This is a genomic window from Saccharothrix sp. AJ9571, assembly GCF_021725495.1.
GTDB lineage: Bacteria > Actinomycetota > Actinomycetes > Mycobacteriales > Pseudonocardiaceae > Amycolatopsis > Amycolatopsis magusensis.
Genome location: NZ_CP091382.1, coordinates 2,693,845 through 2,719,837, shown reverse-complemented (window position 1 = coordinate 2,719,837; position 25,993 = coordinate 2,693,845). Strand labels below are relative to the sequence as shown.

The 25,993-nt window shown below is 70.1% G+C and carries 27 protein-coding genes; 11 read left to right on the top strand and 16 right to left on the bottom strand.

The window, feature by feature from the left end; all coding sequences use genetic code 11:
* Positions 1-34: 34 nt before the first annotated feature.
* From L3Q67_RS12020 to L3Q67_RS11990, 7 genes are all read right to left on the bottom strand, one after another.
* Positions 35-982, bottom strand: a complete 948-nt coding sequence (locus tag L3Q67_RS12020) for an NAD-dependent epimerase/dehydratase family protein (protein WP_423581179.1) — start codon at positions 980-982, stop codon at positions 35-37.
* Between the two features lie 39 nt (positions 983-1,021).
* Entirely contained in the window at positions 1,022-2,161 is a 1,140-nt protein-coding gene (locus L3Q67_RS12015; RefSeq protein ID WP_499189582.1) for a DegT/DnrJ/EryC1/StrS family aminotransferase, read from the bottom strand.
* 145 nt (positions 2,162-2,306) lie between these two features.
* Positions 2,307-3,035 carry an ESX secretion-associated protein EspG gene (locus tag L3Q67_RS12010; protein WP_499189581.1) on the bottom strand — a complete coding sequence of 243 codons (729 nt, stop codon included), beginning with the start codon at positions 3,033-3,035 and terminating at the stop codon, positions 2,307-2,309.
* A 16-nt stretch (positions 3,036-3,051) separates the two neighbouring features.
* The gene (locus L3Q67_RS12005) at positions 3,052-4,287 is read right to left on the bottom strand and encodes a hypothetical protein (RefSeq protein ID WP_499189580.1); all 1,236 of its coding nucleotides are present in this window, start codon (positions 4,285-4,287) and stop codon (positions 3,052-3,054) included.
* Entirely contained in the window at positions 4,284-4,856 is a 573-nt protein-coding gene (locus tag L3Q67_RS12000; RefSeq protein WP_499189579.1) for a DUF3558 domain-containing protein, read from the bottom strand. Before L3Q67_RS12000 ends, L3Q67_RS12005 begins: the two co-directional genes overlap by 4 nt.
* A gap of 23 nt (positions 4,857-4,879) precedes the next feature.
* Entirely contained in the window at positions 4,880-5,203 is a 324-nt protein-coding gene (locus L3Q67_RS11995; RefSeq protein ID WP_499189578.1) for a hypothetical protein, read from the bottom strand.
* A gap of 272 nt (positions 5,204-5,475) precedes the next feature.
* Positions 5,476-5,610 (bottom strand): hypothetical protein, encoded by a 135-nt coding sequence (locus tag L3Q67_RS11990; protein ID WP_395898034.1) that lies wholly within the window; start codon positions 5,608-5,610, stop codon positions 5,476-5,478.
* A gap of 1 nt (position 5,611) precedes the next feature.
* Between L3Q67_RS11990 and L3Q67_RS11985 the strand changes: the two genes are divergently transcribed.
* The 3 genes from L3Q67_RS11985 to L3Q67_RS11975 all read left to right on the top strand — a co-directional run bounded on the left by L3Q67_RS11985 (position 5,612) and on the right by L3Q67_RS11975 (position 10,088).
* Positions 5,612-6,130, top strand: a complete 519-nt coding sequence (locus L3Q67_RS11985) for a DUF4360 domain-containing protein (RefSeq protein WP_499189577.1) — start codon at positions 5,612-5,614, stop codon at positions 6,128-6,130.
* Between the two features lie 158 nt (positions 6,131-6,288).
* Positions 6,289-6,921, top strand: a complete 633-nt coding sequence (locus L3Q67_RS11980) for a DUF4360 domain-containing protein (RefSeq protein WP_499189576.1) — start codon at positions 6,289-6,291, stop codon at positions 6,919-6,921.
* Positions 6,922-7,004: 83 nt separating this feature from the next.
* Positions 7,005-10,088 (top strand): ATP-binding protein, encoded by a 3,084-nt coding sequence (locus tag L3Q67_RS11975; protein ID WP_499189575.1) that lies wholly within the window; start codon positions 7,005-7,007, stop codon positions 10,086-10,088.
* Here the strand turns inward: L3Q67_RS11975 and L3Q67_RS11970 are convergent.
* Both L3Q67_RS11970 and L3Q67_RS11965 read right to left on the bottom strand, forming a co-directional pair.
* Positions 10,069-10,557 (bottom strand): nuclear transport factor 2-like protein, encoded by a 489-nt coding sequence (locus L3Q67_RS11970; protein ID WP_499189574.1) that lies wholly within the window; start codon positions 10,555-10,557, stop codon positions 10,069-10,071. The two genes, L3Q67_RS11975 and L3Q67_RS11970, sit on opposite strands and share 20 nt — an antisense overlap.
* Entirely contained in the window at positions 10,554-11,144 is a 591-nt protein-coding gene (locus tag L3Q67_RS11965) for a TetR/AcrR family transcriptional regulator (protein ID WP_499189573.1), read from the bottom strand. Before L3Q67_RS11965 ends, L3Q67_RS11970 begins: the two co-directional genes overlap by 4 nt.
* A 93-nt stretch (positions 11,145-11,237) precedes the next feature.
* On the opposite strand from L3Q67_RS11965, the gene lhgO reads away from it, so the two are divergent.
* Positions 11,238-12,416: an L-2-hydroxyglutarate dehydrogenase gene (gene lhgO / locus L3Q67_RS11960; protein WP_423581201.1), complete on the top strand. Its 1,179-nt coding sequence runs from the start codon at positions 11,238-11,240 to the stop codon at positions 12,414-12,416.
* A 485-nt stretch (positions 12,417-12,901) separates the two neighbouring features.
* Here the strand turns inward: lhgO and L3Q67_RS11955 are convergent, their stop codons facing one another.
* The 7 genes from L3Q67_RS11955 to L3Q67_RS11925 form a co-directional block, all read right to left on the bottom strand.
* On the bottom strand, positions 12,902-13,849 hold the full coding sequence (locus L3Q67_RS11955) for a DUF3558 domain-containing protein (RefSeq protein WP_499189572.1): 948 nt from the start codon (positions 13,847-13,849) through the stop codon (positions 12,902-12,904).
* A complete protein-coding gene (locus L3Q67_RS11950; RefSeq protein ID WP_499189571.1) occupies positions 13,846-14,808 on the bottom strand; it encodes a DUF3558 domain-containing protein in 963 nt (320 codons plus the stop codon). The genes L3Q67_RS11955 and L3Q67_RS11950 overlap by 4 nt, the downstream gene beginning before the upstream one ends.
* Before the next feature lie 4 nt (positions 14,809-14,812).
* Positions 14,813-16,078: a serine--tRNA ligase gene (serS, locus tag L3Q67_RS11945; RefSeq protein WP_499189570.1), complete on the bottom strand. Its 1,266-nt coding sequence runs from the start codon at positions 16,076-16,078 to the stop codon at positions 14,813-14,815.
* A complete protein-coding gene (locus tag L3Q67_RS11940; RefSeq protein ID WP_499189569.1) occupies positions 16,071-17,000 on the bottom strand; it encodes a haloalkane dehalogenase in 930 nt (309 codons plus the stop codon). The genes serS and L3Q67_RS11940 overlap by 8 nt, the downstream gene beginning before the upstream one ends.
* A gap of 33 nt (positions 17,001-17,033) precedes the next feature.
* Complete coding sequence (locus L3Q67_RS11935; protein ID WP_499189568.1) at positions 17,034-17,486, bottom strand: DUF350 domain-containing protein; 453 nt, start codon at positions 17,484-17,486, stop codon at positions 17,034-17,036.
* A gap of 64 nt (positions 17,487-17,550) precedes the next feature.
* Positions 17,551-18,714: a glutathionylspermidine synthase family protein gene (locus L3Q67_RS11930; protein WP_499189567.1), complete on the bottom strand. Its 1,164-nt coding sequence runs from the start codon at positions 18,712-18,714 to the stop codon at positions 17,551-17,553.
* Between the two features lies 1 nt (position 18,715).
* Positions 18,716-19,312 carry a hypothetical protein gene (locus tag L3Q67_RS11925; RefSeq protein ID WP_499189566.1) on the bottom strand — a complete coding sequence of 199 codons (597 nt, stop codon included), beginning with the start codon at positions 19,310-19,312 and terminating at the stop codon, positions 18,716-18,718.
* A gap of 97 nt (positions 19,313-19,409) precedes the next feature.
* Between L3Q67_RS11925 and L3Q67_RS11920 the strand changes: the two genes are divergently transcribed.
* From L3Q67_RS11920 to L3Q67_RS11890, 7 genes are all read left to right on the top strand, one after another.
* Complete coding sequence (locus tag L3Q67_RS11920) at positions 19,410-20,510, top strand: septum formation family protein (protein ID WP_499189565.1); 1,101 nt, start codon at positions 19,410-19,412, stop codon at positions 20,508-20,510.
* Positions 20,510-20,860, top strand: coding sequence for a metallopeptidase family protein (locus tag L3Q67_RS11915; protein WP_209663256.1), 351 nt, complete (start codon positions 20,510-20,512; stop codon positions 20,858-20,860). The genes L3Q67_RS11920 and L3Q67_RS11915 overlap by 1 nt, the downstream gene beginning before the upstream one ends.
* A 63-nt stretch (positions 20,861-20,923) precedes the next feature.
* Positions 20,924-21,394, top strand: a complete 471-nt coding sequence (locus L3Q67_RS11910; RefSeq protein ID WP_395898022.1) for a YkvA family protein — start codon at positions 20,924-20,926, stop codon at positions 21,392-21,394.
* A 46-nt stretch (positions 21,395-21,440) separates the two neighbouring features.
* Positions 21,441-22,388, top strand: coding sequence for a Rossmann-fold NAD(P)-binding domain-containing protein (locus tag L3Q67_RS11905; RefSeq protein ID WP_499189564.1), 948 nt, complete (start codon positions 21,441-21,443; stop codon positions 22,386-22,388).
* Positions 22,385-23,980, top strand: coding sequence for an alkaline phosphatase D family protein (locus L3Q67_RS11900; RefSeq protein ID WP_499189563.1), 1,596 nt, complete (start codon positions 22,385-22,387; stop codon positions 23,978-23,980). Before L3Q67_RS11905 ends, L3Q67_RS11900 begins: the two co-directional genes overlap by 4 nt.
* A gap of 15 nt (positions 23,981-23,995) precedes the next feature.
* Positions 23,996-25,327, top strand: a complete 1,332-nt coding sequence (locus tag L3Q67_RS11895; RefSeq protein WP_499189562.1) for a DUF2252 domain-containing protein — start codon at positions 23,996-23,998, stop codon at positions 25,325-25,327.
* Positions 25,328-25,396: 69 nt separating this feature from the next.
* Positions 25,397-25,807, top strand: a complete 411-nt coding sequence (locus L3Q67_RS11890) for a hypothetical protein (RefSeq protein ID WP_499189561.1) — start codon at positions 25,397-25,399, stop codon at positions 25,805-25,807.
* The last annotated feature ends 186 nt before the right edge of the window (positions 25,808-25,993 follow it).

The following is a 25,993-nucleotide window of genomic DNA, read 5'->3' as shown; positions in this document are numbered from 1 at the left end:
CGCCCCTCTGCCGATCCGGCCGGTGGTAAGCCCATCAGCCGGCGGCCTGGCTCATGTGCAACTTGACCAGGTCGTGCATGCCCTGCTCGACCGGGATGGTCGGCTCCCAGCCGAGGACCTCCTTGGCGCGGGTGATGTCCGCCGCCCGGCGCGAAACCAGCACGTCGCGCTCGTTGAACTGCGGCTCGACCTGCACGCCGACGGCGTCGATCAGGATCTTGGCCAGGGTGGCGATGGAGGTGTCGATGCCGGTGCCGATGTTGATCGGCAGGTTCGACTTCTCCGACTCCAGCGCGGCGACGACCGACCGGGCCAGGTCGTGGACGTGCACGAAGTCCATCGACTGCTCACCCTTGCCGTCGATGATCGGCGGCTGGCCGTTGCGCAGGCGGGTGATGAAGTGGTTGATCACCGAGGTGTAGTACGCCTCGCTCTTCTGGCCGGGGCCGTACACGTTGAAGAAGCGCAGGGCGTTCCAGGACAGGCCCTTCTGCCGCTCGTAGAAGCCGAGCAGGTCCTCACCGGCGCGCTTGGTGATGCAGTACGGGGTGAGCGGGCGGAGCTTGTCGTCCTCGTGCATCGGCAGGCGCTCCGGGTCGCCGTAGACCGAGGCGGTGGAAGCGAACACCAGGCGCTGCACGCCCTCGTCCGCGGCGGCGGCGAAGACGTTGTGGTTGCCGGTCATGTTGATGTCGATCGACTCGTGCGGGTCGGCGATCGACTTGTTGATCGACACGGTGGCGAAGTGGACCACGTGCGTGCAGCCGCGCATGGCCTCGCGCACCGCGCCGCCGTAGCGGACGTCCTTCTCGACCAGCTCGAGGTTGCCGGTGGCGGCCCACTCGTTCATCCGCTCGCGGTCACCGCGGGTCATGTTGTCGAAGGCGCGGACGAAGTAGCCGCGCTCCATCAGCATCGGGATCACGTGCCCCGCGATGAAGCCGCCGGCGCCGGTGAACAGGACCGTCTTCTTTTCGGACATGGTGTGCGATATCTCCTGTGCTGTGGTTCGTCCGCTGGGTCAGGAAAGCTGGGTGACGACTTCGGTGACCGCCTCGATCACCCGGCTGACCTCGTCGTCGGTCAGGTTCGAGTGCATCGGGATGGCCAGGTGCCGCCGGAACGCGTCGGCCGACACGGGCAGCTGCTGCTTCTGCCCGTAGATCGGCTGGACGTGCGAGGCATAGGTGCCGAAGTTGCAGCCGACGCCCCGCTCACGCAGCCGCAGGGCGACCTTGTCGCGGCTGATCTCCGGCGCGATGGTCAGCACGTAGGCCTGCCACGGGTGCTCGCGGTCCGACAGCGCGACCGGCACCTCGACGCCGTCGAGCGAGGCGAAACCCTCGTGGTAGGACTTCGCGGCCGACCGGCGCACGGACAGCAGGTTCGGCAGGCGGTCCAGCTGGACGTTCATGATCGCGGCCTGCACGTCCGACATGCGGAAGTTGTAGCCCAGCTCGTGGAAGGTCGGGATGGGCAGCTCGTCGCTGCCCTCGCGGCTGAACGCGGGCTCGATGCCGTAGGTGTGCAGCTTGCGCGCCCGCGAGATGAGGTCCTCGCGGTCGGAGACCAGGGCGCCACCTTCACCGGCGGTGATGCCCTTGCGGCCGTGGAAGGAGAACGCGGCCAGGTCGGCGAGGCTGCCCGCCGGGCGGGTCTTGTAGGTGGCACCGGCCGAGCAGGCGGCGTCCTCGAACAGCCAGAGGCCGTGCTTGTCGGCGATCGCGCGGTACTCGTCGAAGTCGCCGGGCTGGCCGAACACGTCGACGGCCAGGATGCCGACGGTCTTCGGCGTGATCAGCGACTCGATCGACGCCGGATCGGCACTCCAGATGTCCGGGCGGATGTCGGCGAACACCGGGGTCGCGCCGGCCTGGAGCACGGCGTGCCCGGTGGCCGGGAAGGTGTAGTCGCCGACGATGACCTCGTCGCCCGGCTGGACGCCGAGCACCTTCAGGCCGAGGAACAGCGCGGTGCCGCAGTTGCTGGTCGCCAGCGCGTGCTGGGTCCCGACCGCGGTGGCGAAGCGCCCTTCGAACTTGCGGCAGGTGGGGCCAGCTCCGGCCAGCCATCCGGACCGGAAGACCTCCGCGACGGCGGCGAGCTCTTCCTCCCCGACGGTCGGCTGGCCCAGGACGATCGGATTGGAGCTGTCAGACATACCTCTCCCATTGCATGAGGACGGGTCGCAGTGTATTAGAGCGCCCGCTCGTCGCCCACCGCCACCCTCAACGGAGCTGCGCCACTCATATTCTTGGCAGCCCCGTACCTCGACGCACCGACCTGGGGGAAGGTTGCCCGGAGTGTCACAGGTCGCGCCGCAGCTGGTCCAGCAGGCGGACGACGTCGGCGGCCGACGCGGGGGCCAGCTCGAGCCGCTCGTCCGAGGGTAGTGGGGTGATCTTCATCGTCCACCGGCCGTCGACGTTGTCGTAGACGCGGACCGGGTGCGGACTGCGGCGGCGGGTCCCGTTACGCCGGATTTCGGCGTAGAACTCGGCGACGCCGTACTGCGGCAGGGCGGCCACCCGCTGCGCCCGCCGGACCTCGGCACTGGGCACGACCAGGTCGTTCGTCGCCAGCAGCTCGCTGCGGAGCACGCTGATCGGCTGTTCACGGGGCTTGCGCCAGTCGGAGAGGACCTCGGTGAGCAGGACGCTGGGGTCCTCGCGCCAGAAGGTGCGGATCCAGACGTCGTCGTCCTCGCGGGCGGCGATCAGGCCGAACCAGGGGCAGCGGGCGGCGAGCACCCCCATCGGACGGCGGTCGCCGGTGTGCGAGACCCAGCCGTAGCCGGCCTCGGGTGGGGTGCTGAGCAGGGTGGCGATGGCGTGGAGGTCGGGTTCCTCCTGGTCGGCGGGGCCGCCGTAGCGGGCGCGTTCCTGGTCGAGGACCTGCTCGGCCTGCGCGCGCTCGGTTTCGTCCAGCCACACCGGCTCGGGGGCCAGCACCACGTGCGGCTCGCCGCCGGTGACGTCGGTGACCAGCGCGGCGAGCCGGTCGGCGAGGAAGTGCTCAGGCTCGGCGAACCACACGACGACCGCCCCGGGTTCAGCCGCCGATGACGGGCACGGAGGCGGGCAGGCCGGTGCGCGGGTCGGTGACCTTCTTGCCGTCCTCGGCGGGCTGGAAGTGCTTGTCCTCCGGCACGCCGTAGCGGCGCTCGTGCTCCTCGTCCTCAGCGGCCCGACCACGATCGGCGGCGGGTGCTCCGGCGATCGGGATGGCGCCCTTCGCGGTGCCACGGGTGGCGGGGGCTCCCGAGGTAGCTGGGGTGGCCGGGTTGACTGGCGTGCCCGGGGTGGCCCGGGTGCCGGGGCCGGCCGGGGTGCCTGGCGTGCCCGGAGTGGCTCGGGTACCGGGATTCGCCGGATTGCCCGGCGTGGCCCGCGTGCTGGGGTTGCCTCGGATGGCTCCGCTGCCGGGCTTGGCCGGGGCGCCGGGGGTCGCCACGTGGCCCGGAGTTGCCGGGGTGGCGAGCTTGGGCGCGGTGGGGCCGGGGCTGCCGCCGGTGGGCGTGCCGATCACCGGCGCCTGACCGGTACTGGACGCGGCCGCAGTGGGAGCCGGGGCGACCGGGCCGTTCTCGGGAGCGGTGGCCACCGCGGCCTGGGTGCCCGCCTCCGGCGCGATAGCGGGCACCGGCGTGGTGGCGGGCTCCGGTGTGGTGGCGGGCTCCGCCGCATCCGAAGAGGCGGGTTCCGGTGCTTCCGTTGTGGACGGTGGGCCGCCGCCCGTGCCGCCGAGCTGGGTGCCTTCCGCCAGGCTGATCGAGACCTCCGGCGCGCCGATCTCGCCGTAGTTCGTCGGCATCATCGTGGCGTTGTAGGCGGAGTGGTCGGCCCAGAGTTCCATCGCCGCGACGTTGCGCTGGGCGGCCGCCCCGGCTTCGGTGACGAACTGCTCGTAGCCCGCACCGGCCGACCCGAGGGTGATCACGTTGGTGATCGTCGAAGGCGCGGCGGGCACCGGCGGCACCGGCTCGACCGAGTTCTTCGCCACCCAGAACGACTCCACCTGGCGGCGCAGCAGGTCCTGCGCGAGGTTCAGCGCCTCGGACGCCTCCGCGTGCTGCATGGTCAACGGCCCCGCGCCCCGCTCCGCCGCCCCCGCCGCGTCCCCGGTCCACCCCTGTTCGAAGGCCGCCGCCACGTTCGCGATCTCCTGCGCGAGCACCTGGTACTCGGCCGCCACCGAGTGCAGCGCCTCCTGCGCCACACTCAGGGGCTCCGGACCGCGCGCGTGGGCGAAGTTCTCGTATATCTCTTGCCCGTTCATCACGGTCAAGCCCCCTCTTTGATCGTCTGCAGGATCGCCTCGGCCACGTTCTTCGCGCCGAGGCACGCGTCGTTGTCCTTGGTCGTGCGAATCGAGACATCGAAGAAGAGGCGGTCGCTGAGCGCCACGGCGAGGCCGCAGTCGCCCTGCGCCCGCAGGTCGGTGAGGTCCACGTAGACGGCCGGATAACCGTCGACCTCGGTGGGTTCGAAGTAACCGCGGTCCCACCAGCCGGTGTCGTTCAGCGCGTAGAGATTGCTCAGGCCGGTGTCCACGCTGGTCAGATAGGAGACGCCGGGACTGGTCGAGCCGTCGCCCACGTTCCAGATGCAGCCGGAGCCCCTGCCGTCGCTGTTCACCCGGCTGGAGGTCACGTTGAACTCGGCCTGCTGGGTGGCGGTGAGGCTGGCGCAGGGATCGTTGACGTACTTCTCGGCGTCGAGCGGCCGGGGCACCGGCGGCGCCTTGGTGTGTTCGCCCACCGGACTTTCGATGATCGGTCGCGCTTCGGGTATCGCCCGCCCGGCCATCGGCGTGCCACACGCCGCGGTGGAAATGGCCAGTACCAGAGCGATCAATCCGGCTCTTCGCAACCGCGAGATCATTTCTCGAACACCGCTCCGGTACTGACATCCTTGTTGACGTAGGCGCCCGATGCCGCCTGCAGGACGGCGAGATAACTCGTGACGTAGTCGTCCATCGCCCGGTTGTGCTGCACGGCCGACTCGATCGACAACGCCGCGGCTTTCGCCTGCCCTTTCGCGGCATCGTCGGCCGCGGGCGGCTGGACCGCCTCCCTCGCCCGGCGCAGCACGTGCGACTGGTCGCGGATGCGGTCGCGGAGGGCTTCGAGTTCACTGATTCGCGCGGCCACGGCGTCGGCGTCGAAGGTGTACCCGCCCGCCATCCGCGCCCGCCCCCTCAAGATCGAATTCAACGAATCCGGACAACTACCATAAGTTATGAACTCATTACAGACAACCCGAACAATGCATTAGTAACTTCGTCAAGTAATGTACGGGTCCACTACGTACCCACGGGACAAGATCGAAGCGATCTCGGGGACTACGGCGGCACACCCGAATGGCCGCAGGGCAGCTGATTTCGATGCACCAAGTGCAGAACAAGAGCCCGTTCAGCGGAGTGCGCCGCGAACCCGTCCGGATACCCTGAACCACCGCCGCCACGATTAGTTGTTCACGACGCATCAGAAGGGTGCATCATGTTCACTGCGCTGGCTGCCAGTGCCATTGCCCTGTCGGCAATAACCACCCCCAGTTCCGCGGCACCGGCGGAGGCCCCACCGGACCAGGTGACGATCAGCATCGTCACGGTGAACGGATCGGGTTGTCCGGCTGGGACATCCGCGGTCGCGGTGTCACCCGACAACACCAACTTCACCGTCACCTACAGCGATTACCTCGCGCAGACGGGCGCCGGCTCCAGTCCGACCGAATTCCGGAAGAACTGCCAGCTGAATCTGCGGGTGAACTACCCGCAGGGCTTCACCTTCGGCATCGCGCAGGCCGATTACCGCGGTTTCGCCCACCTCGCCAAGGGAGCCTACGGTTCCCAGCGCGCCAACTACTACTTCCAGGGCAATTCGGCCAATGCCACCCAGGTGCACCCCTACTACGGCCCGTACAGCGACAGCTGGCAGGCCACCGACAAGACCGACTTCGCCTCCATTGTGTACGCGCCGTGCGGCGAAGTGCGCCACCTCAACGTGAACACCGAGCTGCGGGTGAGCGTCGGGACCTCGGACCCCAAGGCCACCACCAGCTTCATAACGATGGACTCGACCGACGGCAACGTCGACACCAAGTACCACTTCTCGTGGAAGAAGTGTTGAGAACAAACCACGCATAAACCAGGGCTCCACCCTGCCCTTTTTCCCTTTCATAAAACTACATAACAAGGCCACCCGATCAGCGGAATTGCGGTAGCGGCACCGGCGCTAGCATTCAGGAACCGCCGCCACCTGGTTTGAAACCCCGGAAAGGTGTGCACATGTTCAGCGCGCTGGCCGCTACCGCATTGGCAATGTCCATCGTGATTCCCCCGGGTGGTGCTCCCGGCACCACACCACCGCCCGACCATTTCACGATCGACGTGGTCACCGTCAACGGTTCCGGCTGTCCGGCGGGCACCGCCGCCGTCGCCGTGTCCCCGGACAACAAAGCATTCACCGTGACCTACAGCGATTTCCTGGCCCAGGTGGGCGTCGGGGCCACCCCGACCGACTTCCGCAAGAACTGCCAGCTCAACCTCCGGATCAACGCGCCGTCCGGATTCACCTACGGCATCGCGCAGGCCGATTACCGCGGCTTCGCGGCACTGGCGAAGGGAGCCACCGGAACCGAGCGCGCCAACTACTACTTCCAGGGAATGTCCCCGACCGCGTACGTCAACCACAACTACGCCGGGCCGCTCGAGGACAACTGGCAGGCCACCGACCAGACCGACCTCGTTTCGGTCGTCTACGCGCCCTGCGGCGAGAAACGGCACTTCAACATCAACGCGGAACTGCGGGTCAACGCGGGCACCTCGGATCCCAAGACGACCACCAGCTTCATGACCATGGACTCGACCGACGGCAACTTCTCCACCACCTACCACTTCGCCTGGAAGACGTGTCCATGACCTAGAGCCGCTGGGGGGCGGGACTTCGGCGGCGTTTCCCGTCCCCCCAGCACCCACCCGGCCGCCCGGGAGAGGATGTGCCGGTGCGCTTCGGCATCCTCGGCCCGACGGAGGTCCTCACCGCCACCGGCAGCCGCCTGCCGGTCGGCGGGCCGGGGGTGCGCGCCCTGCTCACCCTGCTGCTGCTCGACGCGGGCCGCGTGGTCCCCGCCGAGCGGCTGGTCGAGGGCCTCTACGGCGACGCGCCGCCGGCCAATCCGGCGAACGCGCTGCAGTCGCGGGTCTCCCGCCTGCGACAGGCCGGTGTGACCGTGGAACTCCTGCCCGCCGGGTACCGCCTCGCCGCGGACCCGGCGGACGTGGACGCGCACCGGTTCGCACAGCTCGCGGAAAGTGGCCGCCGCGCGCTGTCGGCCGGTGACCACGCGGGTGCCGCCGCGAAACTCCGGGACGCACTGGCGCTCTGGCGGGGACCGGCCCTGGCCGACGCCCCGTTCGCGGAAGCCGCCGCCGCGCGGCTGACGGAACTGCGGCTGGGCGCGGTGGAGGACCGGATCGACGCCGAGCTCGCCACCGGCGCACACCGGCCGCTGGTCGCCGAACTCGGCGAGCTGATCGCCGACCACCCACTGCGCGAACGCCTGCGCGGGCAACTGGTCCGCGCGCTGCACGCCGGTGGCAGGCGGGCCGAGGCGCTGACCGCCTTCGAAGACGCACGCCGGACCCTCGTCGAAGAACTCGGCGTGGACCCGTCACCGGAATTGGCCGCGATCCACCTCGAGGTGCTGCGCGCCGAAACCACGTCCGAGACCGCACGATCCGCGCTGCCCGCCGCTTTGACCAGTTTCGTCGGCCGGGACGCCGACCTGCGCCGCGTGACGACGCTGCTAGGTGACGGACGGCTGGTTACGCTGACCGGTCCCGGCGGGGCGGGCAAGACCCGGCTGGCGATCGAGGCGGCCCAGCACTGGCCCGGCGAGACCTGCCTGGTCGAACTGGCCCCGATCGACACCGACGTGGCGCAGGCCGTGCTCAGCGCACTGGGTCTGCGCGAATCGACCTTCCCCGCGGACCGCCCGGCCACCCCGCCCGCCGACCGGCTGCTCGCCGCGCTCGCCACCCGGAACCTGGTGCTGCTGCTGGACAACTGCGAGCACGTCGTCGACGAGGCCGCGCGGCTGACGGCCCGGCTGCTGGCCGCGTGCCCGGCGGTGCGGGTGCTGGCGACCAGCCGTGAACCGCTGGCGATCACCGGGGAGACCACCTGGGCCGTGGCACCGCTGCCGGTGCCGCCGCCTGGCCTGGCGCCGGTGGACGCGATGACCTACCCGGCCGTGCGGTTGTTCGCCGAACGGGCCGCCGCCGTGCGCCCGGGGTTCGCCGTCGACGAGCGGACCGTCGGGGACGTGCAGCGGATCTGCGCGGCGCTGGACGGGCTGCCGCTGGCCGTCGAACTCGCCGCGGCCCGCGTGCGCTCGCTCCCGCTCGGCGAGATCGCCGTCCGCCTGGACGACCGGTTCACCCTGCTTTCCCGCGGCGAGCGGACCGCGGCGCCCCGCCACCGCACGCTCCGTGCGGTCGTCGAGTGGAGCTGGGACCTGCTCGAACCCGAGGAGCAAACGCTTGCGCGACGGCTGGCGGTGTTCGCGGGCGGCGCCGACCCGGCAGCGGCCGCGACGATCTGCGGGCCGGGCGAAATCGGCGAGCTGGCCGAGAAGTCCCTGGCCGACCTGGGTGCCGACGGTCGCTACCGGATGCTCGAAACGATCAAGGCCTTCGGCGCGGAGAAGCTCGAAGAAGCCGGTGAGACCGAGAAACTACGACGTGCGCACGCCGAGCACTTCCTGGCCTTCGCCGAGCAGGCCGAGCCACGCCTGCGCACGGCAGGCCAGCTCGACTGGCTCGCCCGCCTCGACGCCGACTACGAGAACCTGCTCGCCGCGCTGCGGTGGGCCACCGACGCGGATCCCGGGCTGGCGCTGCGGTTCGTCGCGGCCCTGTGCACGTACTGGTGGATGCGCGGCCGCCGGTTCGAGGGCTCGATGCTCAGCCGCGACGTGGCGTTGCGCGTCGGCCCCGAACCACCGCCGGACCTGCACGACGAGTTCGTGCTGTGCGTGGCCAACGCGGCGAGCGGCCTGCCCGCGCACGAACCGCTCGAAGCGCACCTGGAGGCCGTCCGCCGGTTCGCGCGCGACTGGAACCGGCCACCTCGGCACCCGATGGTCGCCATGGTGGTCGGCCTGGTCATCGGCCCGCCCGACCCCGGCAGCCCGGCCGACCGCCTCGGTGAAGAGGCGTTCTCGGCCGACCCGTGGAGCCAGGGCCTCGCGTTGATGGGCACCGGGCTCAAGCACATGCTCCAGGGTGACAACGAGAACGCCGAGCGACTGCTGCGCGCCGCCGTCGACGCCTACCGCGAGCTGGGTGAGCGCTGGGGCCTGTCGCTGGCGCTGAGCCACTACGCCCTGCTGCTCGGCAGGCGCGGCGACCTGGCGGCTTCGGTGGTGCTCTCCGACGAGGCGCTCGAACTGACCGAGTTGATCGGCGCCACCGACGACACCACCGAACTGCTCTACCAGCAGGCCGACCGGCGGCGGTTGTTCGGCGACCTCGACGGCGCCGAGGCCGACTACGAACGCGCCATCCAGCTCGCGCGGCGGGCGGGCACCCCGGAGGCGCTGGCGTCGGCGTACCTGGGGCTCGCCGAAATCGCCCGGCTCCGGGGCCGGTTCGGACCGGCCCGCGAGCTGGTCGCGCGGTCACGCGCGGAATGCCCGGCCAGCGGGTTCACCCCGGAGATGATCCGCGCCCAGCTGCTGGTCACCGAAGGCCGGATCGACGAAGCGACGGGAGCACGGGAAAGCGCCGAGCGCCGGTACCGGGAGGCGTTGAGCGCGCCGGTCAGCGCCCGTGACCACACCGCGGCGGCCGACGCGGTCGACGCGCTCGCCGGGCTGGCCTCGCGCGACGGCGAACCGGAACGGGCGGCGTTCCTGCTCGGCGCCGCCGTCGCGTTGCGTGGGGTCGCCGTCGCCGGTGACCCCGACGTCGCACGGATCACCGCCGCCGTGCGCGAGGACCTCGGCGACGACGGTTTCGACCGCGCCTACGCCCGCGGCCAGGCGCTGAGCCCGCCGCTGGCCCTCAACGCCGCCGGGGCATGACGAGCCGGAGGCCGAAGCGGTCACCGCCGCGGACCATGCCGATCAGCGGCTTGATCAGCAAGCCCAGCACCTTCGCGGCCGACGTCCGGCCGTGGGCGCGCGCCAGGTCCGGGCCGAACGCGCCCATGAGTTCGACCAGCGCGGGCAGCGGCCGGACGAACAGCGTCATCTCCCGGATCAGGCCGTCGTCGTCCAGCCGGACCAGCGCCGACTCCTCGATCGCCACCCCGTTGATCCGGCCGGTGTAGACCAGCGTGCGGGTGCGTTCGTCGCCGACGTCGGTGTGGAACCGCATGCCCTCGATCCGACCCAAGGCGACTTGGACGATCTCCGCGATCTCGGCCTTGCCGGTGAACCGCGCACGGTCGGTCAACGGCGAGATCAGCACCGCGTCCTCGGCGAAGGCGCTCAGCGCCAGGTCGAGATCGGCCTTCTCGCCGCCTTCGCGGTAACGCTCGGTGGCGGTCACAGGTCCTCCCGGAGGGTCAGCCGCCGCAGCCCGTGCCACAGCAGGTCGGTGGTCAGCGCGACGACGTGGGCGCGCGGCAGGTCGCGGTTGTGCCACCACCAGCCGGCGATGGCGTTGACCGCGCTTTTGTAGGTTTCGGCGAACAGTTCGTTGGCGCGCGAGCGGTCGAGGTCGGTGCTCAGGGGCACGGCGGCGAAGAGTTCGGCGAGCTTTTCGGTGGCGCGGGCCTGGCCGCGGCGGTGCACCTCGGCCACCTCGGGGTCCGACGGCGCTTCGGCGAAGATCATCCGCCAGCCCTGCTGGTTGCGCTCGATCCAGCCGAAGATGGCGTCGACCGTCGCCACGAACAACTCCTCGGCGTCACGCGGTTCCGGCAACTCGCCCCAGGCTGCCTGCAACCTGTCCACTTCGGACTGCAACAGCCCGGCGTAGAGCTGCGCCTTGGCCGGGAAGTGGTCGTAGAGCACCGGCGTGCTGATCCCGGCGCGGGTGGCGACCTCGCGCATGCCCGCCGCGTCGTACCCGCGCTCGGCGAACACCTCGGCCGCCGCGGCGAGGATGCGCTCGCGGCGCTCGGACCTGGTCAACCGTTTACCTGACATTGGTTAGGTACTGTACCTGACGGCCGTCAGGTTGATCCGGGCGAGGGCGCCCGGACCGCTCACGTACGCTGGCCGACCGTGCGGAAGAACGTTGTTGTCATCGGCGGCGGGATCATCGGACTGGCCACGGCGTGGGAGCTGACCCGCCGCGGCGAGCGGGTCACCGTGCTGGAGAAGGAAGACCACTGGGCCGCCCACCAGACCGGGCACAACTCGAACGTGGTGCACGCCGGGTTGTACTACAAGCCGGGCTCGTTCAAGGCGCGGATGTCGGTGGCGGGCAACCGGTCCATCGTAGACTTCGCCAGGGAGAACGGCGTCGGCGTGGAGGTCTGCGGCAAGCTCGTCGTGGCCACTTCGGACGCCGAGTTGCCCGCGCTGGCCGTGCTGGCCGAACGAGCCGAGGCCAACGGCGTGCCGGCGAAGCTGATCGGCGCCGACGAAGCCCGCGACTACGAGCCCGAGGTCGCGTGCGTGAGCGCGCTGCGGGTGGAGTCCACCGGCATCATCGACTTCCCCGGGGTGTGCCGCGCGCTGGTGCGCCTGCTCGAGGAAGCCGGGGCCGACCTGCGCCTGGGCACGCCCGCGCTGGGCATCCGCAGCCGGAACTCGAAGGTGGAGATCGCCACCGGCACCGAGGTGCTGCGGGCCGACGCGCTGGTCAACTGCGCCGGGCTGCACTCGGACCGGATCGCGCGGCTGGCCGGGCTGACGCCGAAGGCCCGCATCGTGCCGTTCCGCGGTGAGTACTACGAGCTGCGCGAGGACCGCCGCCACCTGGTGCGCGGGCTGATCTACCCGGTGCCGGACGCCTCGCTGCCGTTCCTCGGTGTGCACCTGACCCGGATGCTCGACGGCAGCGTGCACGCCGGCCCGAACGCCGTGCTCGCGCTGCGCCGCGAAGGCTACCGCTGGGGCGACATCTCGCCCGCCGACCTCGCCGAGGTGGCGCGCTTCCCGGGCATCTGGCGGCTGGCGAAGAAGTACGCCTACCCGATCGGCCTCGACGAGGTGCGACGGTCGTTCTCGAAGAAGCGGTTCGCGCACAGCCTGGCGAAACTGGTGCCCGCGGTGCAGCCGGAAGACATCGTGCGCCACGGCTCGGGCGTCCGGGCGCAGGCCCTGCTACCGGACGGCTCCATGGTCGACGACTTCCTCATCGAAACCGCGCCGAACCAGGTGCACGTCCTCAACGCCCCCTCCCCCGCGGCCACCAGCGCCCTGGAAATCGCCAAACACGTCGCCGACCAGGTCTAGCCGTTGTCACGAATGTGGCTTTGGGAGCGGATTCGGCCCCCAAAGCCACATTCGTGACACCAGGCCGAGGCCCCACCATCGCAACCGCCACCGGGCCACCCACCGCGAGCATCCCCCCACCACCATCGCAACCGCCACCCGGCCACCCGGCCACCCAACGCGAGCATCCGCCCAAACCCCCACCCCACCCCGGTCCACAGCCAAAAACACGGCGAAGGCCTCCATGTCAAGGCATCATTCCCGCCTTGACATGGAGGCCTTCGCCGTAGTCACAATCAAAAACCGGGGCGGGCCCCCGTACGAATGCATTCCCCGCGCCCCCCTCAGCCACCGAGTGTGGAACTCAGCTACGCGAGTGTGGAACTCGGCTGCCTGAACGTGGAACTCGGCTGCGCGAACGTGGAACTCGGCCCCAAGCCGAAGGGCGAATGCTATGAATGGGGCATTACTAGCATTGAACGCAAGTAATGCCCCACTCATGGCATTCAAGCGGGGAGGTTGGCGGTGAGTAGGGGTGCGGCGCGTTTGAGGTCTTCGCAGTAGGGGCCTTCGTCGTTGTCGCTGCGGTTGATCAGGACGCTCGAGTTGTCGTCGTAGGCAAGGATCACCGTGCAGGCGCGCTTGTCGCCGGGGTGTACGGCCCAGGTCCGGCCGCCCGCGTCGAAGGTCTCGCCCGACGGTTCGTGGTGGTAGTCCAGTTCCGCCGCCGAGCGGTCCGGGGCGACCATCACCACCAGCAGGTCGTGCTCGCTGTCCCCGGACACCTTCCACTCGCACCCGCCGGGCAGGTCGCCCGCCCAGCCCTTCTCCAGCTTGCGCGGGTTCGGCCTCAGGCCCAGTTCGTCGGCCTGCGCCTGGGTCAGCAGCGCGCAGCCGTCCACCGACGCCAGCGGGCTCGGCGGGGCGGGCGGTGGCGCGGGCTGCCCGCCAGGCAGCTGCGACGCGACCAGTTGCACCACCTCGCGCACGGCCTCGCAGGACTTCTCCGGCGTCCGCCGGTCACCCGAACCAACAAATACGAACGATCGTTCGGATAGTTCCGTGGCGTACGTGCAGTAGCTGTCCCCGAGCAGTCCGTCCAGGTACCGGGTCCAGGTGAACCCGCCCAGCTCGATCGTCTCCCCGGCGGTCGACGAGCCGAAGTACTCGGTCAGGCTCATGTCGCTGCTCAGCCCGACGGTCACCGAATCCCGCCGGTCGTCGGTGGCCTGCTTCCACTCGCAGGTGGGCGGCAGCTCCAGCTTCGGGTTCGCCGGTTTGCCCACACCCGGCTCCACCAGGTCCAGCCGCTTCACGTATTCCGGCGTGAGCAGCGCGCACGGGTCACCCACGGCCGGAGGCGGCGGCGCGGCACCCGGCATCGCCTGTCCGGGCACCTTCGCCGCGCACCCGGCGACCAGCAGCACCGCGGCGAACGCCGCCACCAGCCTCACGAACGCGGCAGCTTGGCCGCGACCAGCGGCGCGGCGGCCTTGGCCAGCTCGCACGTCTTGCCCGCGTCGACGAAGTTGCTCGACGAAATCGACACGTGCGACTTCTCCGAGGTCGCGCTCGCGACGCGGCACATGCCGTCGATGTCCGCGGGTTTGTCGTAGATCAGCCACCGGCGGCCCCCCAGGTCCTCTTCGGCGTCCGGTTCCTCCCCCAGCGCCGAGTCCTCGATCGACTCCTCGGGCTGGAAGGTGACGGTGATGTCCTCCCGGCCTCCGCTCTCGTCGGCGGGTGACCACTCGCAGCCCTTGCCCGACTTCCCCAGCTCGAACGGCTTCGCGCTGGACCCCAGCAGGCCGATCTGCTCGGCCTCCGGCGCGGTGAGCGTGGTGCACGGGTCCTGCCCGGCCAGCGGCGACTCCTGCTTCGGCGGCGGCGGTGGCGCGGGCGCGCCGCCGGGCAGCTTCCCGGCGACGAACGGCGCGGCCAGCTTCGCCACCCGGCACGGGTCCCCGTCGCCGGAGAAGTCACTGCTGCCGACCCGGATCCAGCTGCGGTCCGGGAACTCGACCACCAGATCGCACAGCGACTCCAGCACCACGCCCTGGTACACCTGCCACGGCAGGCCGCCCGCCTCGAACGAAGCGTCCGCCACCGCCCCGGCCATGTACTCGCGCACGGTGATCTCGGGCGTGCTGATGCCGATGTCGACGCCGCCGCCGCTCTCGACGGTGAACCGGCAGCCGTGCGGGATCTTGCGCCGCGCCTCGGCCGGGTAGTACTGCGGATCGCTCAGTTCCAGGAACGCCAGCTGCTCGGGCGTGAAGAGTTCGCACGGCTGCAGCGCGGCGAGGCCGGTGAGCACCGGACCGTCCTGCGCGGGCCGCGGAATACCGCCGACCTGACTGGTGCAGGCGGTCAGCAACAGCAACGCGGCGAGCGGGACGATCCGGCGGAACATGCGCTCACCGTACTGGGGAGAGCACCTCACGACCCCCCAAATAGGGGCGGAGGGCCTCGGGGACCCGCACCGAACCGTCGGGCTGCTGGTGGTTCTCCAGGATCGCCACCAGCCAGCGGGTGGTGGCCAGCGTGCCGTTCAGCGTGGCGGCGGTCTGCGGCTTGCCGTTCTCGTCGCGGTAGCGCACCCCGAGGCGGCGCGCCTGGAACGTGGTGCAGTTCGAGGTCGAGGTCAGCTCGCGGTAGGCCTGCTGCGAGGGCACCCACGCCTCGCAGTCGAACTTCCGCGCCGCCGAGGTGCCCAGGTCGCCGGTGGCCGTGTCGATCACCCGGTAGGGCACCTCGATCTTGGCCAGCATCTGCTCCTCCCAGTCGAGCAGGCGGGCGTGCTCGGCCTCCGCGTCCTCCGGACGGCAGTAGGTGAACATCTCCACCTTGTCGAACTGGTGCACGCGGATGATGCCGCGGGTGTCCTTGCCGTACGACCCGGCTTCGCGGCGGAAGCAGGAGGACCAGCCGGCGTAGCGCGCCGGTCCGTTCGACAGGTCCAGGATCTCGTCCGCGTGGTACCCGGCGAGCGAGACCTCCGAGGTGCCGACCAGGTACAGGTCGTCGTCACGCAGCCGGTAGACCTCCGACGAGTGCGCGCCGAGGAACCCGGTGCCCGCCATGATCTCCGGGCGCACCAGCACCGGGGTGATCATCAGCGTGAAGCCGTTCTCCGCGGCCTGCGCCGACGCCATGTTCAGCAGGGCCAGCTGCAGCTGCGCGCCGATGCCCTTGAGGAAGTAGAACCGCGAGCCCGACACCTTCGCGCCACGCTCCATGTCGAGCGCGTCGAGCCCTTCGCACAGCTCCAGGTGGTCCTTGACGGCGAAGTCGAACTCACGCGGCGTGCCGACGTGCTTGACCACGGCGAAGTCGTCTTCCCCGCCGACCGGCGCGTCGGGGTGCACCACGTTCGGCACCAGCCGGTGCAGCTCCTCGAACTCCTCGGAGGACTGCGTCTGCTCGACCTCCGCGGCCTTCACCTGCGCGGCCAGCTCCTTGCCCCTGGCCAGCAGCGCGTCCCGCTCTTCACCCTTCGCCCTGCCGATCTGCTTGCCGAGCTGCTTCTGCTCGGCGCGCAGGGAGTCGGCACTCGCGATCGCGGACCGGCGGCGGGCGTCGAGGTCGAGCAGTTTGCCGACCACGCCCTCGTCCTCACCACGGGCGCGCTGCGAGGCGCGCACGGCTTCCGGGTCTTCGCGGAGTGTCCTGGGGTCAATCACGAGAACCGAGGGTAGTCGCAGGCCCGGCGACGAAGGCCGCCACCACCCGCCCCAGCTCCTCGCCCGCGTCCTCCTGGAGGAAGTGGCCCGCGTCACGGATCGTCGGGTGGTCCAGTCCGGCCGCGCCACCGAGCTTGCGCACCTCCGGCTCCCAGCCGGCGGTGATCGGGTCGCCGTCGGAGAAGGCGGACAGGATCGGCAGGTCGGCGGTGGCCAGCGTGGCCAGTGCGAGCCGGTTGGCCGCGCTCGCCGGGTCGTCCGGGGTGGTCGGCACCAGGCCCGGCATGGCCCGCGGACCGGCCTTGTACATCTCGTTGGGGAAGGGCGCGTCGTAGGCGGCGCGCTCGGCCTCGGTCAGCTCGGTCCGCGTCCCGGCCTGGACGAACCGGGCGATGTCCATGATCGGCGCGGTCTCCATCGCCTCGCGGAAGGCGTGCCACTCGGCGGGCATGTCGTGGTCACCGGTGGGCAGGCCGGTGTTCGCGGCGACCACGCCGGAGACCAGCCGGAGGTTCTCCGCGGCCAGGCGCAGCCCGATCAGGCCGCCCCAGTCCTGCCCGACGATGGTCACCTCACGCAGGTCGAGCGCGTCGAAGACGAGCGAGCGCACCCACTCCACGTGCCGGGCGTAGGAGTGGTCCACGATGTCGACCGGCTTGTCGGAGCGGCCGAAGCCGACCAGGTCGGGCGCGATCGCCCGGAGGCCGGCGTCGGCGAGCACCGGGAGCAGCTTGCGGTAGAGGAACGACCAGGTCGGTTCCCCGTGCAGCAGGACCACCGGCGGCCCGTCCGGCGGACCCGCCTCCACGTACGCCATTCTGACGATGCCGCAGGCCGGGTCTTCCAGGTCCGCGTAGAAAACGGGGAAGTCGAAATCGGGCAGGTCCGTGAACCGGTCGTCCGGTGTCCTCAGCAGGCGCACGCCCCCCACGCTAGTGGACGGCCGCACCGGTCATCAGCTGATGCCGACGGCCACCACGAGACCGAGCGCGATGTGCGCGGCGGCCACGACGACGCTGGCCGGGGCGAACTTGTCGCTCTCGATGGTGGAGCCGACGTCGATCCGGGTGGCCCACTCCAGCAGGCGCACGGCCAGCACCTGGACCACGATGCCGAGCAGGCCGTAGACCAGCGAGGTGATCAGGCCCTCGGTCAGGTCGCTGGCCGAGTTGAAGATCGCGACGACCACGATGAAGGCCATCGACAGCAACCCGGAGGCGGTGACGATCACCGCGTTCGGCAGCCCCCGGCGGACCAGGTCGGACAGCTTGCCCGGGGTGGTCCAGTCGATGGCGTAGAAGCCGAGCAGCATGAGCAGCAGGCCGATCACGCCGTAGAGCAGGATCGCGCCGATGCCGCGGACCAGGTCCGAGCCGAACGTCTCGGACAGGGCGAGGGTCGTCGTCACAGGTACTCCCAGGTGCTAGGGCGGGTGATCAGCGCGGATTGTGCCTGATCACCCGGTTCACGCTCTACTCGGGGATGCGGTGCGGGATGAACGCGGCGCCGTCGTCGGTGACCAGCCCGGCGGTTTCGCGGATGCCGAGCCCGGCCGCCTGGTCGCCGACGATCCACGCACCCAGCGCCGGGCGGAAGCCGTCGAACTCGGGCAGCGGGTCGAACGCCTGGTAGACGTAGCCCTCCGCGCCGTAGACGCCGCCGGTCTCGGTCTCGTAGCCGGTGGCCACGATCTGCACGTTGGCGCCTTCACGGCCGAGCTTCGGCTTGCGCACGTACTCGGTGAGCAGGCCGGGGTCGTCGTTGAAGGCGGGCAGCAGGTTCGGGTGCCCGGGGTAGTTCTCCCAGAGGATGCCCAGCAGCGCCTTGTTCGACAGCAGCATCTTCCACAGCGGCTCGACCCAGAGCGTGCGCGGCAGCGACTCCACCGCGTACCGGCCGAACTCCTCCTCGACCACCCACTCCCACGGGTAGAGCTTCACCAGCGTGTTCATCGGGGCCTCTTCGAGGTCGACGAACCGCTTGAGCACCGGGTCCCAGCCGACCTCCTCGATGGCAAGGCCGACGGTGTCCAGCCCCGCCTCGGCGGCGGTCTCCTGCAGGTAGGAGGTGGTGATGTGGTCCTCACCGGTGGGATCGGCGGTGGACCAGCTGAAGTGCAGTTCCTTCGAGGGCAGCAGGTCGCCGATCTCGGCCCAGCGCTCGACCAGCTTCTCGTGGATGGAGTTCCACTGGTCGTCGTCCGGGTAGACGTCGGTTTTCCAGTACCACTGCACCACCGCGGCCTCGAGCAGCGAGGTCGGGGTGTCGGCGTTGTACTCGAGCATCTTCGCCGGGCTCTTGCCGTCGTAGCGCAGGTCGAACCGGCCGTACACGTGCGGGTCGCGGCGCTTCCACGACTCGGCGATGTGCGGCCAGACCCACTCCGGGATGCCGAACTCGCGGTAGCGCTCGGTGAGGATGACGTTGTCGACCGCTTCCAGGCACATCGAGTGCAGCAGTTCGACGTCCGCCTCGACCGAGAGCACCTCGTCCATCGGCAGCACGTAGTGCACCGATTCGTCCCAGTAGGGCCGCGACTGCCCGCTGCCGTACCGCGCGGGCGTGCCGAAGACCAGTCCCTGCTCCTCGACGGTGCGCTGCCAGTTCTGCCGGGGCGTACTGGTTTCCCTGTGCAAGTCAGGAGCCCCCGCTCTTGCCGTTGCTCGAGTTGCTGATGCCGAAGCCGCCGCGCTGCACGGACTTGCCCGACTTCGTGGTCACGTTGGCGTTCGACGGCGCGGTGTACGACCCGCCGCTGATCTTCTGCCCCGGGGCGCCGGTGCCGCCGTAGTTGTAGTGGTACTGGTTGTAACCACCGCCGGGGATGGGGATGAACATGAACCCGCCGCTGTGGTAGCCGCCGTGGCTGCTCGCGTAGTTCTCGTCGCAGTAGTCGTCGTTGTCGACCACGGTGCCGTCGGCGGTGGTGCAGGTCGCGGTGACCTCGTCCGGCGTCGCGGCGACGTACCAGGCGGCGACGAGGCCGACCAGTCCGACGGTGACGCCGCTGCCGATCAGCACCTTCCGCTTGGTGGAAGCCTTGCGTTCGACCTCGGCCCGCGTCTGCTGTTCGGTGATCTCCCGATCACGCTCGGCGGCGAGCGCCTGCTTGCGGGCGCGCTGCTCCGCCAGGGTGGGTTCGCGGGGGGTGGTGCTCTCCGCGTCCTGGAAGCGCATGGATCCGCGCTTGGGCTGCTCGGGAGGCTGTGTGCCCCCAGGTGTGTTCTCCGTCATCGAACGCTCCGTAACCGCTGGCCAACCGCACTTCGCCCTACCCACATTAGTCACCCGAACGCTGGCGCATTCGCGCGACGCAGGCATCATGGAGTAGATGTCTGCAGAAGTGGAACGGTTCCGTTCCCGGAATGAGCGCTTGCGCACGTGGCTGCTCATGGCCGGGGTGTCGCTGGGCGCGATCATCGCGCTCTCGCTCAGCGTGCTGTTCTCCTGGGGCAACGAGGACATCACCGGCGGCGGTGGCGGGGGTCGCTCGGAGGCCGAGATCGCCGCGCGCGAGGCCTTCCACTCCCCACCCGGCAGCTGCCTGAACTGGGAACTCCCGGACGCCGGCGACGCGCGGAAGGTCGGCTGTGAGCAACCGCACCTGTTCGAGGTGATCGGGGTGGTCGACGTCGCGCCGCAGTACCCGCCGGGCGTGCCGTCCCCGGATCTGACGCAGTGGCGCCAGCTCGCTCAGGAGCGCTGCGCCGAGACCGCCGAGACGTATCTGAAGAAACCACTGGACCCGCTCGGCAAGCTTTCGATCGGCGTCCTTCACCCGAGTGACCGGGAGTGGGCCGAAGGTGACCGTCAGATGCGGTGCGGGCTCCAGTGGGCCGCGCCCGGCGGGCAGTTGCAGAAGCTGACCGGACCGGCGGCCGAAGAGGACCAGTCCAACGTCTGGCAGGTGGGCACCTGCCTGGCGCTGACCGGCAAGACCGTCGGCGACCCGGTCGACTGCACCCAGCCGCACGCCTACGAGATCATCGGGCTGCTGGACCTGGCCGACGAGTTCGACGGCGACGAGGTGCCCTCGGCGGACGACCAGAAGACCTGGCTGGACACCGAGTGCAGCAGGATCGCCGACGAGTACACCGGCGGCACCGACCTCACCGAGAAGAAACTGATCCTGACCTGGGACCTGCGGGAGGCCGAGAGCTGGGAAGCCGGCTCGACCAAGGTCAACTGCAAGGTCGGCGCGAAGCTGGAGGACGGCAGCGGGCTGGCCCCGGTGACCGGCAGCCTGCACTCCGACGGACAGGCGCCGAAGACCTCCACCCCCGCCGCGCCCAACTCGGAGGTGCCGCCGACCTCGGTGCCCGAGGACCCGAACAGCGGCAACGAGCCGCCCGCGGACAACCACGAGCCCGTCCCGTCGTCCGGGGACGTGCCGCCGCCCTTGCCGCCGGACGCGCCACTCCCGGGGGCCTGATGCCGGTCGACATGCCGCTCGCGCGGTTCGAGGAACTGGTCGCCGAGGCGCTGGACGAGGTCCCGCCGCAGTTCGCCGCCGCGATGGACAACGTGGTCGTCCTGGTCGAGGAGTTCAACCAGGAGGAACCGGACATCCTCGGGCTCTACCACGGCATCGCGCTGACCGAGCGCAACTCCGACTACGGCGGGGTGCTGCCCGACCGCATCTCGATCTACCGGCAGCCGCTGCTGGCGATGTGCGACTCGGAGGCCGAGGTGGTCGAAGAAGTGCTGATCACCGTGGTGCACGAGATCGCCCACCACTTCGGCATCGACGACGCGCGGCTCCACGAACTGGGCTGGGGCTGAGTGGTTTTCCCTAGGGGATCTGCCGGATGACCGCACAGGCGGGAGTTCGGGACAATGGGGGACATGACCGGCATTTTCTGGATCGACATGGTGTTCGGCCTGGTGCTCGGCCTCCTGCTGTTGTGGCCCGCCCTGCTGCTCGCGCTGGTGGTGTGGCGGCCGAAGGGCGGCCTGCTGCCCGAAGCGGTGCGGCTGCTGCCCGACGTGCTGCGGCTGCTGCGCCGGATGGCCGCGGACAAGAGCCAGCCTGCCGGGGTGCGGATCCGGATCAGCCTGGTGTTCGCCTACCTCGCCTCGCCGATCGACCTGGTGCCCGACTTCGTGCCCGCGGTCGGCAGGCGGGACGACGCGATCCTGGCCACCGCGGCGCTGCGCTCGATCGCCCGCCAGGTCGGCATCGGGCCGCTGCACCACCACTGGTCCGGCAGCCCGCAGGGCTTCGCCGTGCTGCGCGAACTCTGCGACCCCGAGGTGATCGCGTCGCGCGAGCCGGACTACGCCGAGCGCCCGACCAAACCCACTCAGTACCCGTAAAAACGCAACACTGCGAAACCAGGCCGCGCCTGGCACGGTTATAGCCGTGAACCTCCCGAGAGTGCTGGACGTGGTCGCGGACCGGACCATCGTTCCCGGCTACACCAAGCTGGGGTTCTTGCTGCGCAAGCGCTTCTGGCAGCCGTTGCCGCCGGATGCCTTGCGCGGCAAGCGGGTGGTGATCACCGGGGCGAACTCCGGGTTGGGCAAAGCGGCGACGGCCGGGATGGCCCGGTTGGGTGCGTCCATTCGGCTGGTCGTCCGCGACCCCGAGCGCGGCGAACGGGCGAAAGCGGAAATACTGGCCGAAATCCCCGGCGCCGACCTCCACGTCGACCGCTGTGACGTGTCCGATTTGGACGACGTACGGCGGTTCGCCGGCACGCTCACCGGACTCGACGTGCTCGTGCACAACGCGGGCACGATGCCGCCGGAACGCGCGGAAACCGCTCAGGGCAACGAGATCGCCCTGGCCACCCACGTCCTCGGCCCGCACCTGCTGACCTCGCTGCTCACCCCGGCCCTGCGTGACGGCGAGCCGGGGCGGGTGCTCTTCGTGTCCTCCGGCGGCATGTACACCCAGCCACTGCGCGTCGACGATCCGCAGTACCGCGAAGGCGAGTACAACGGCACCAAGGCCTATGCCAGGACCAAGCGCATGCAGGTGGTGCTCGCGCTGCTCTGGGGACGGCGCCTGGAGTGCGACGGGATCACCGTGCACGGCGTCCACCCCGGCTGGGCGGCCACCCCCGGCGTGACCGGCTCGCTGCCCGGCTTCGCCAAGGTGATGGGCCCACTGCTCCGGGACGCCGAGCAGGGCGCCGACACCGTGGTCTGGCTGGCCGCCGCCGACGAGGGCGGACGGGCGGAGCGCACCGGGCAGTTCTGGCACGACCGTGCGCCGCGTCCGGCGCACTACCTGCGGCGAACCCGCGAAACCGCTGCGCAGCGCGACGCGCTGTGGCAGTTCTGTGAGGAGCGGACGAGAAGATGACCGAGTTGCTGCTGGGCCCGCTGTTGCGGCACGTGAACCACGAGTCCGCCACCGTCTGGGTGGAGACCGACGGCCCGTGCGTGGTGGACGTCCTCGGCGCCAGTACGCCGACGTTCGAAGCGGGCGGCCGCCACTTCGCGCTCGTGGTGATCACCGGGCTGGAGCCCGGCACCACCACCGCCTACGAGGTCCGGCTGGACGACGAGGTGGCCTGGCCGCCGCCCGGCTACACCCGCCCCGCCAGCCGCATCCGCACACTGTCCGAAGAGGACACCAAGTTCCGGATCGTCTTCGGTTCCTGCCGCAAGCCGCGGGAAATGCCGTCGATCGGGCACGACGCGCTGATCAGCTACGCCCGCCGGATGGCCGTACTGCCCGAGTCCGAATGGCCGGAATCGTTGCTGCTGCTGGGAGACCAGGTCTACGCCGACGAGACCACCCCGCAGATGCAGGAGTGGCTCAAGACCCAGCGCGACACCAGCGAGCCGCCGGGCGTCGAAGTGGCCAACTTCGAGGAGTACGCACAGCTCTACCACGAGGCGTGGAGCGACGAATGGCTGCGCTGGCTGCTGTCCACCGTGCCCACGTCGATGATCTTCGACGACCACGACGTGCGCGACGACTGGAACACCTCGCACACCTGGCGCGAGCAGATGGCCGAGAAGGACTGGTGGCCGGAGCGCATCCAGGGCGGGCTCGCCTCCTACTGGATCTACCAGCACATCGGCAACCTCTCCCCGGCCGAGCTGGCCGAGGAGCCGATGTTCCAGCAGGTGATGAAATCCGGCGTGGACAACCTCCCGGCGCTCAAGGAGTTCGCCGAGGAGGCCGACAAGGAAGCCGACGGCATGAAGGGCGCCCGGTGGTCCTACCGGCGGGACTTCGGGCCGGTGCGGTTGCTGGTCATCGACACCAGAGCGGGCCGGGTGGTCTGCCACGAGGAACGCTCGATGGTCGACGAGGACGAGTTCCAGTGGATCGAGAAGAACGCCGAGGGCGACTTCGACCACCTGCTCATCGGCACCTCCCTGCCGTGGCTGCTGCCCCACGCGCTGGCGCACGTCCAGTCCGCCAACGAGGCGGCCTGCCGCCGTCCCGGCTGGCGCGGCAAGCTCGCCGAACGGGTGCGCCAGACCGCCGACCTGGAACACTGGTCGGCCTTCCGCGAGTCCTTCGACCGGCTCAACGAGCTGATCACCCGCACCGGCAGGGCCGAGGGCGGACCGGCGTCGATCTCGGTGCTCTCCGGTGACGTGCACCACGCCTACATCGCCAAGGCTGGCTACGCACCCGAAGTGCCGGCGGCGATCCACCAGCTGGTCTGCTCGCCGCTGCACAACACGGCCCCCACGGTGATGCGCGGGGTGTTCAAGATGGGCTGGTGGCGCTCGGCCACGGCGGTGGCCGGCCGGTTCGCCCGCCGGGCCGGGGTGCCGCCGCTGCCGCTGCGCTGGGACCGCGTGTCCGGTCCGCACTTCGGCAACGCCATCGCCACCATCGACGTCGACGGCTGCGACGCGGTCGCGTTCCTGGAGATCTCGGGCGAGGCCGGGTTGACGCGCCTGCCACTGGTGCGGCTGACTGAGCACTGATCATCGGGAGGACCGTTGTCCAGTGTCGTCGACCGCATCCGGGAGACCTCGGGCGAGCAGCGCCAGGCCGAGATAGTCGAGGTGCTGGTCGACGCGTTCGACGAGCTGATGCGCGCGGACGCCGGCGCGTTCCGCCGCAAGTTCCGCAAGATGGCCGCCGCGCCGTTCGCCTTCTACCGCGGTTCGGCGTGCCTGTTCTACGCCGACATGGCCGCCGAGCACGACCGCTGGGCGGACGAGCGGACCGGCCGCGTGTGGATCGAGGGCGATCTGCACGCGGAGAACTTCGGCACCTACATGGACGCCGCCGGGGCGCTGGTGTTCGACATCAACGACTTCGACGAGGCCTACCTCGGCAGCTTCACCTGGGACCTCAAGCGCCTCGCCGCCTCCGTGGCGCTGATGGCCTGGGGCAAGGCGATCTCCGACGTGGACATCGAGCGGCTGATCACCACCTACCTGCGCAGCTACGTCCGGCAGGTGCGCGAGTTCGCCGACCGGCCCGGCGACGAGATGTTCAAACTGCAACTGGACAGCACCGAGGGCCTGGTGCACGACCTGCTGCTGCAGGCGCGGCTGTCCACCAGGGTCGGCCTGCTGGACCAGGTGACCGTGGTCCAGGACTACGACCGCCGGTTCCGCCTCGGCCCCGGCGTGCGGCGGCTGGACCAGGCCGAGCGGTCCACCGTCGAGCGGGCGTATGAGTCCTATTTGGACACCATCCCGGCCGGCAAGCGCTTCGGTGACGCCACCTACCGGGTCAAGGACGTGGTGGGGCGCAAGGGTTTCGGTATCGGCTCGGCCGGGCTGCCCGCGTACAACATCCTGGTCGAGGGCCTGACGCAGGCGCTGGACGACGACGTGGTGCTGTCGATGAAGCAGGGCGGCATCCCGGCGCCGAGCCGGATCGTCAACGAGAACCGGATCCGGGGTTACTTCCGGCACGAGGGCCATCGCACGGCGGTCTCGCAGCGGGCGCTCCAGGCGCACGCGGACCCGTGGCTCGGCTACACCGAACTCGACGGCACCGGTTTCGTGGTGGCCGAGCTTTCGCCGTACGTGGCCGATCTGGACTGGTCGGAGCTGACCGAGCCGGAGGACATGGCGCCGGTGCTGGACTACCTCGGCCGCGCCACGGCGAAGATGCACTGCGTCGCCGATTCGGACTCCGAGCAGACGCTGGTCGAGTTCCAGTGCGAGGAGGCGATCGCCGCGGCGATCGGCACCGAAGAGGACGCGTTCGTCAAGGAGCTGACCGAGTTCGGCATGGCCTACGGGGAGCTCGCCCGTGACGATCACCGGCTGTTCGTCGACGCGTTCCGCAACGGCCAGATCCCCGGCGTCTGAGCACGGGAAGATCTCAACCGGCCCGTACGCCTGTACACGCAGGTCAGCGAGGTGCTCCAATACCCGATCGTGGGCGATGACGAGGCCGGCACCGCCAGCCAGCTGTCCCGGGGCCAGGTGGCGGCCGGGGTGGGCGGGTTCGTGCTGGGCGCGGCGGTGGTCGGTTTGCTCTGGGCGCTGTCCGGCACGGAGACCGGGCCCGCCGCCGACGCGCGGGCCGCGTGCGCCGCGCTGGAGCGCATCGGCGACCTGCCCGACCCCGGCGACGGGCAGCTGAGCGGCAGCGATCTGCCACCCGGCACCCTGGACCGGCTGGCCGCGGCGAAGTCGCTCTCGGAGGCCGCGGCCGACGTGCAGTCCGCCTACGTCGCCCTCGCCGACCACATCGACGGCGTGCACCGCATGGTCATCAGCCTCAACTTCGACGCGGGCGGCCGCTGGCACCTGACCCAGGCGACCGCCATCTGCGGCCGCACCTAGCACTGGGCACTGTCGTACCCGGCGGTTCCGGTCACGGAAAACCGTTTTCCAACCCGGCGCCATTCCAGTAAATCCGGCAGATGGACGTCGAGAGAACCATTCTTCGCTACAAATCTTCGTCAATTCTTTCCGGCTTCATCCCCGCATTCGGACCGGAACGGGCGATAAGCCATTCGGCCGCTTACC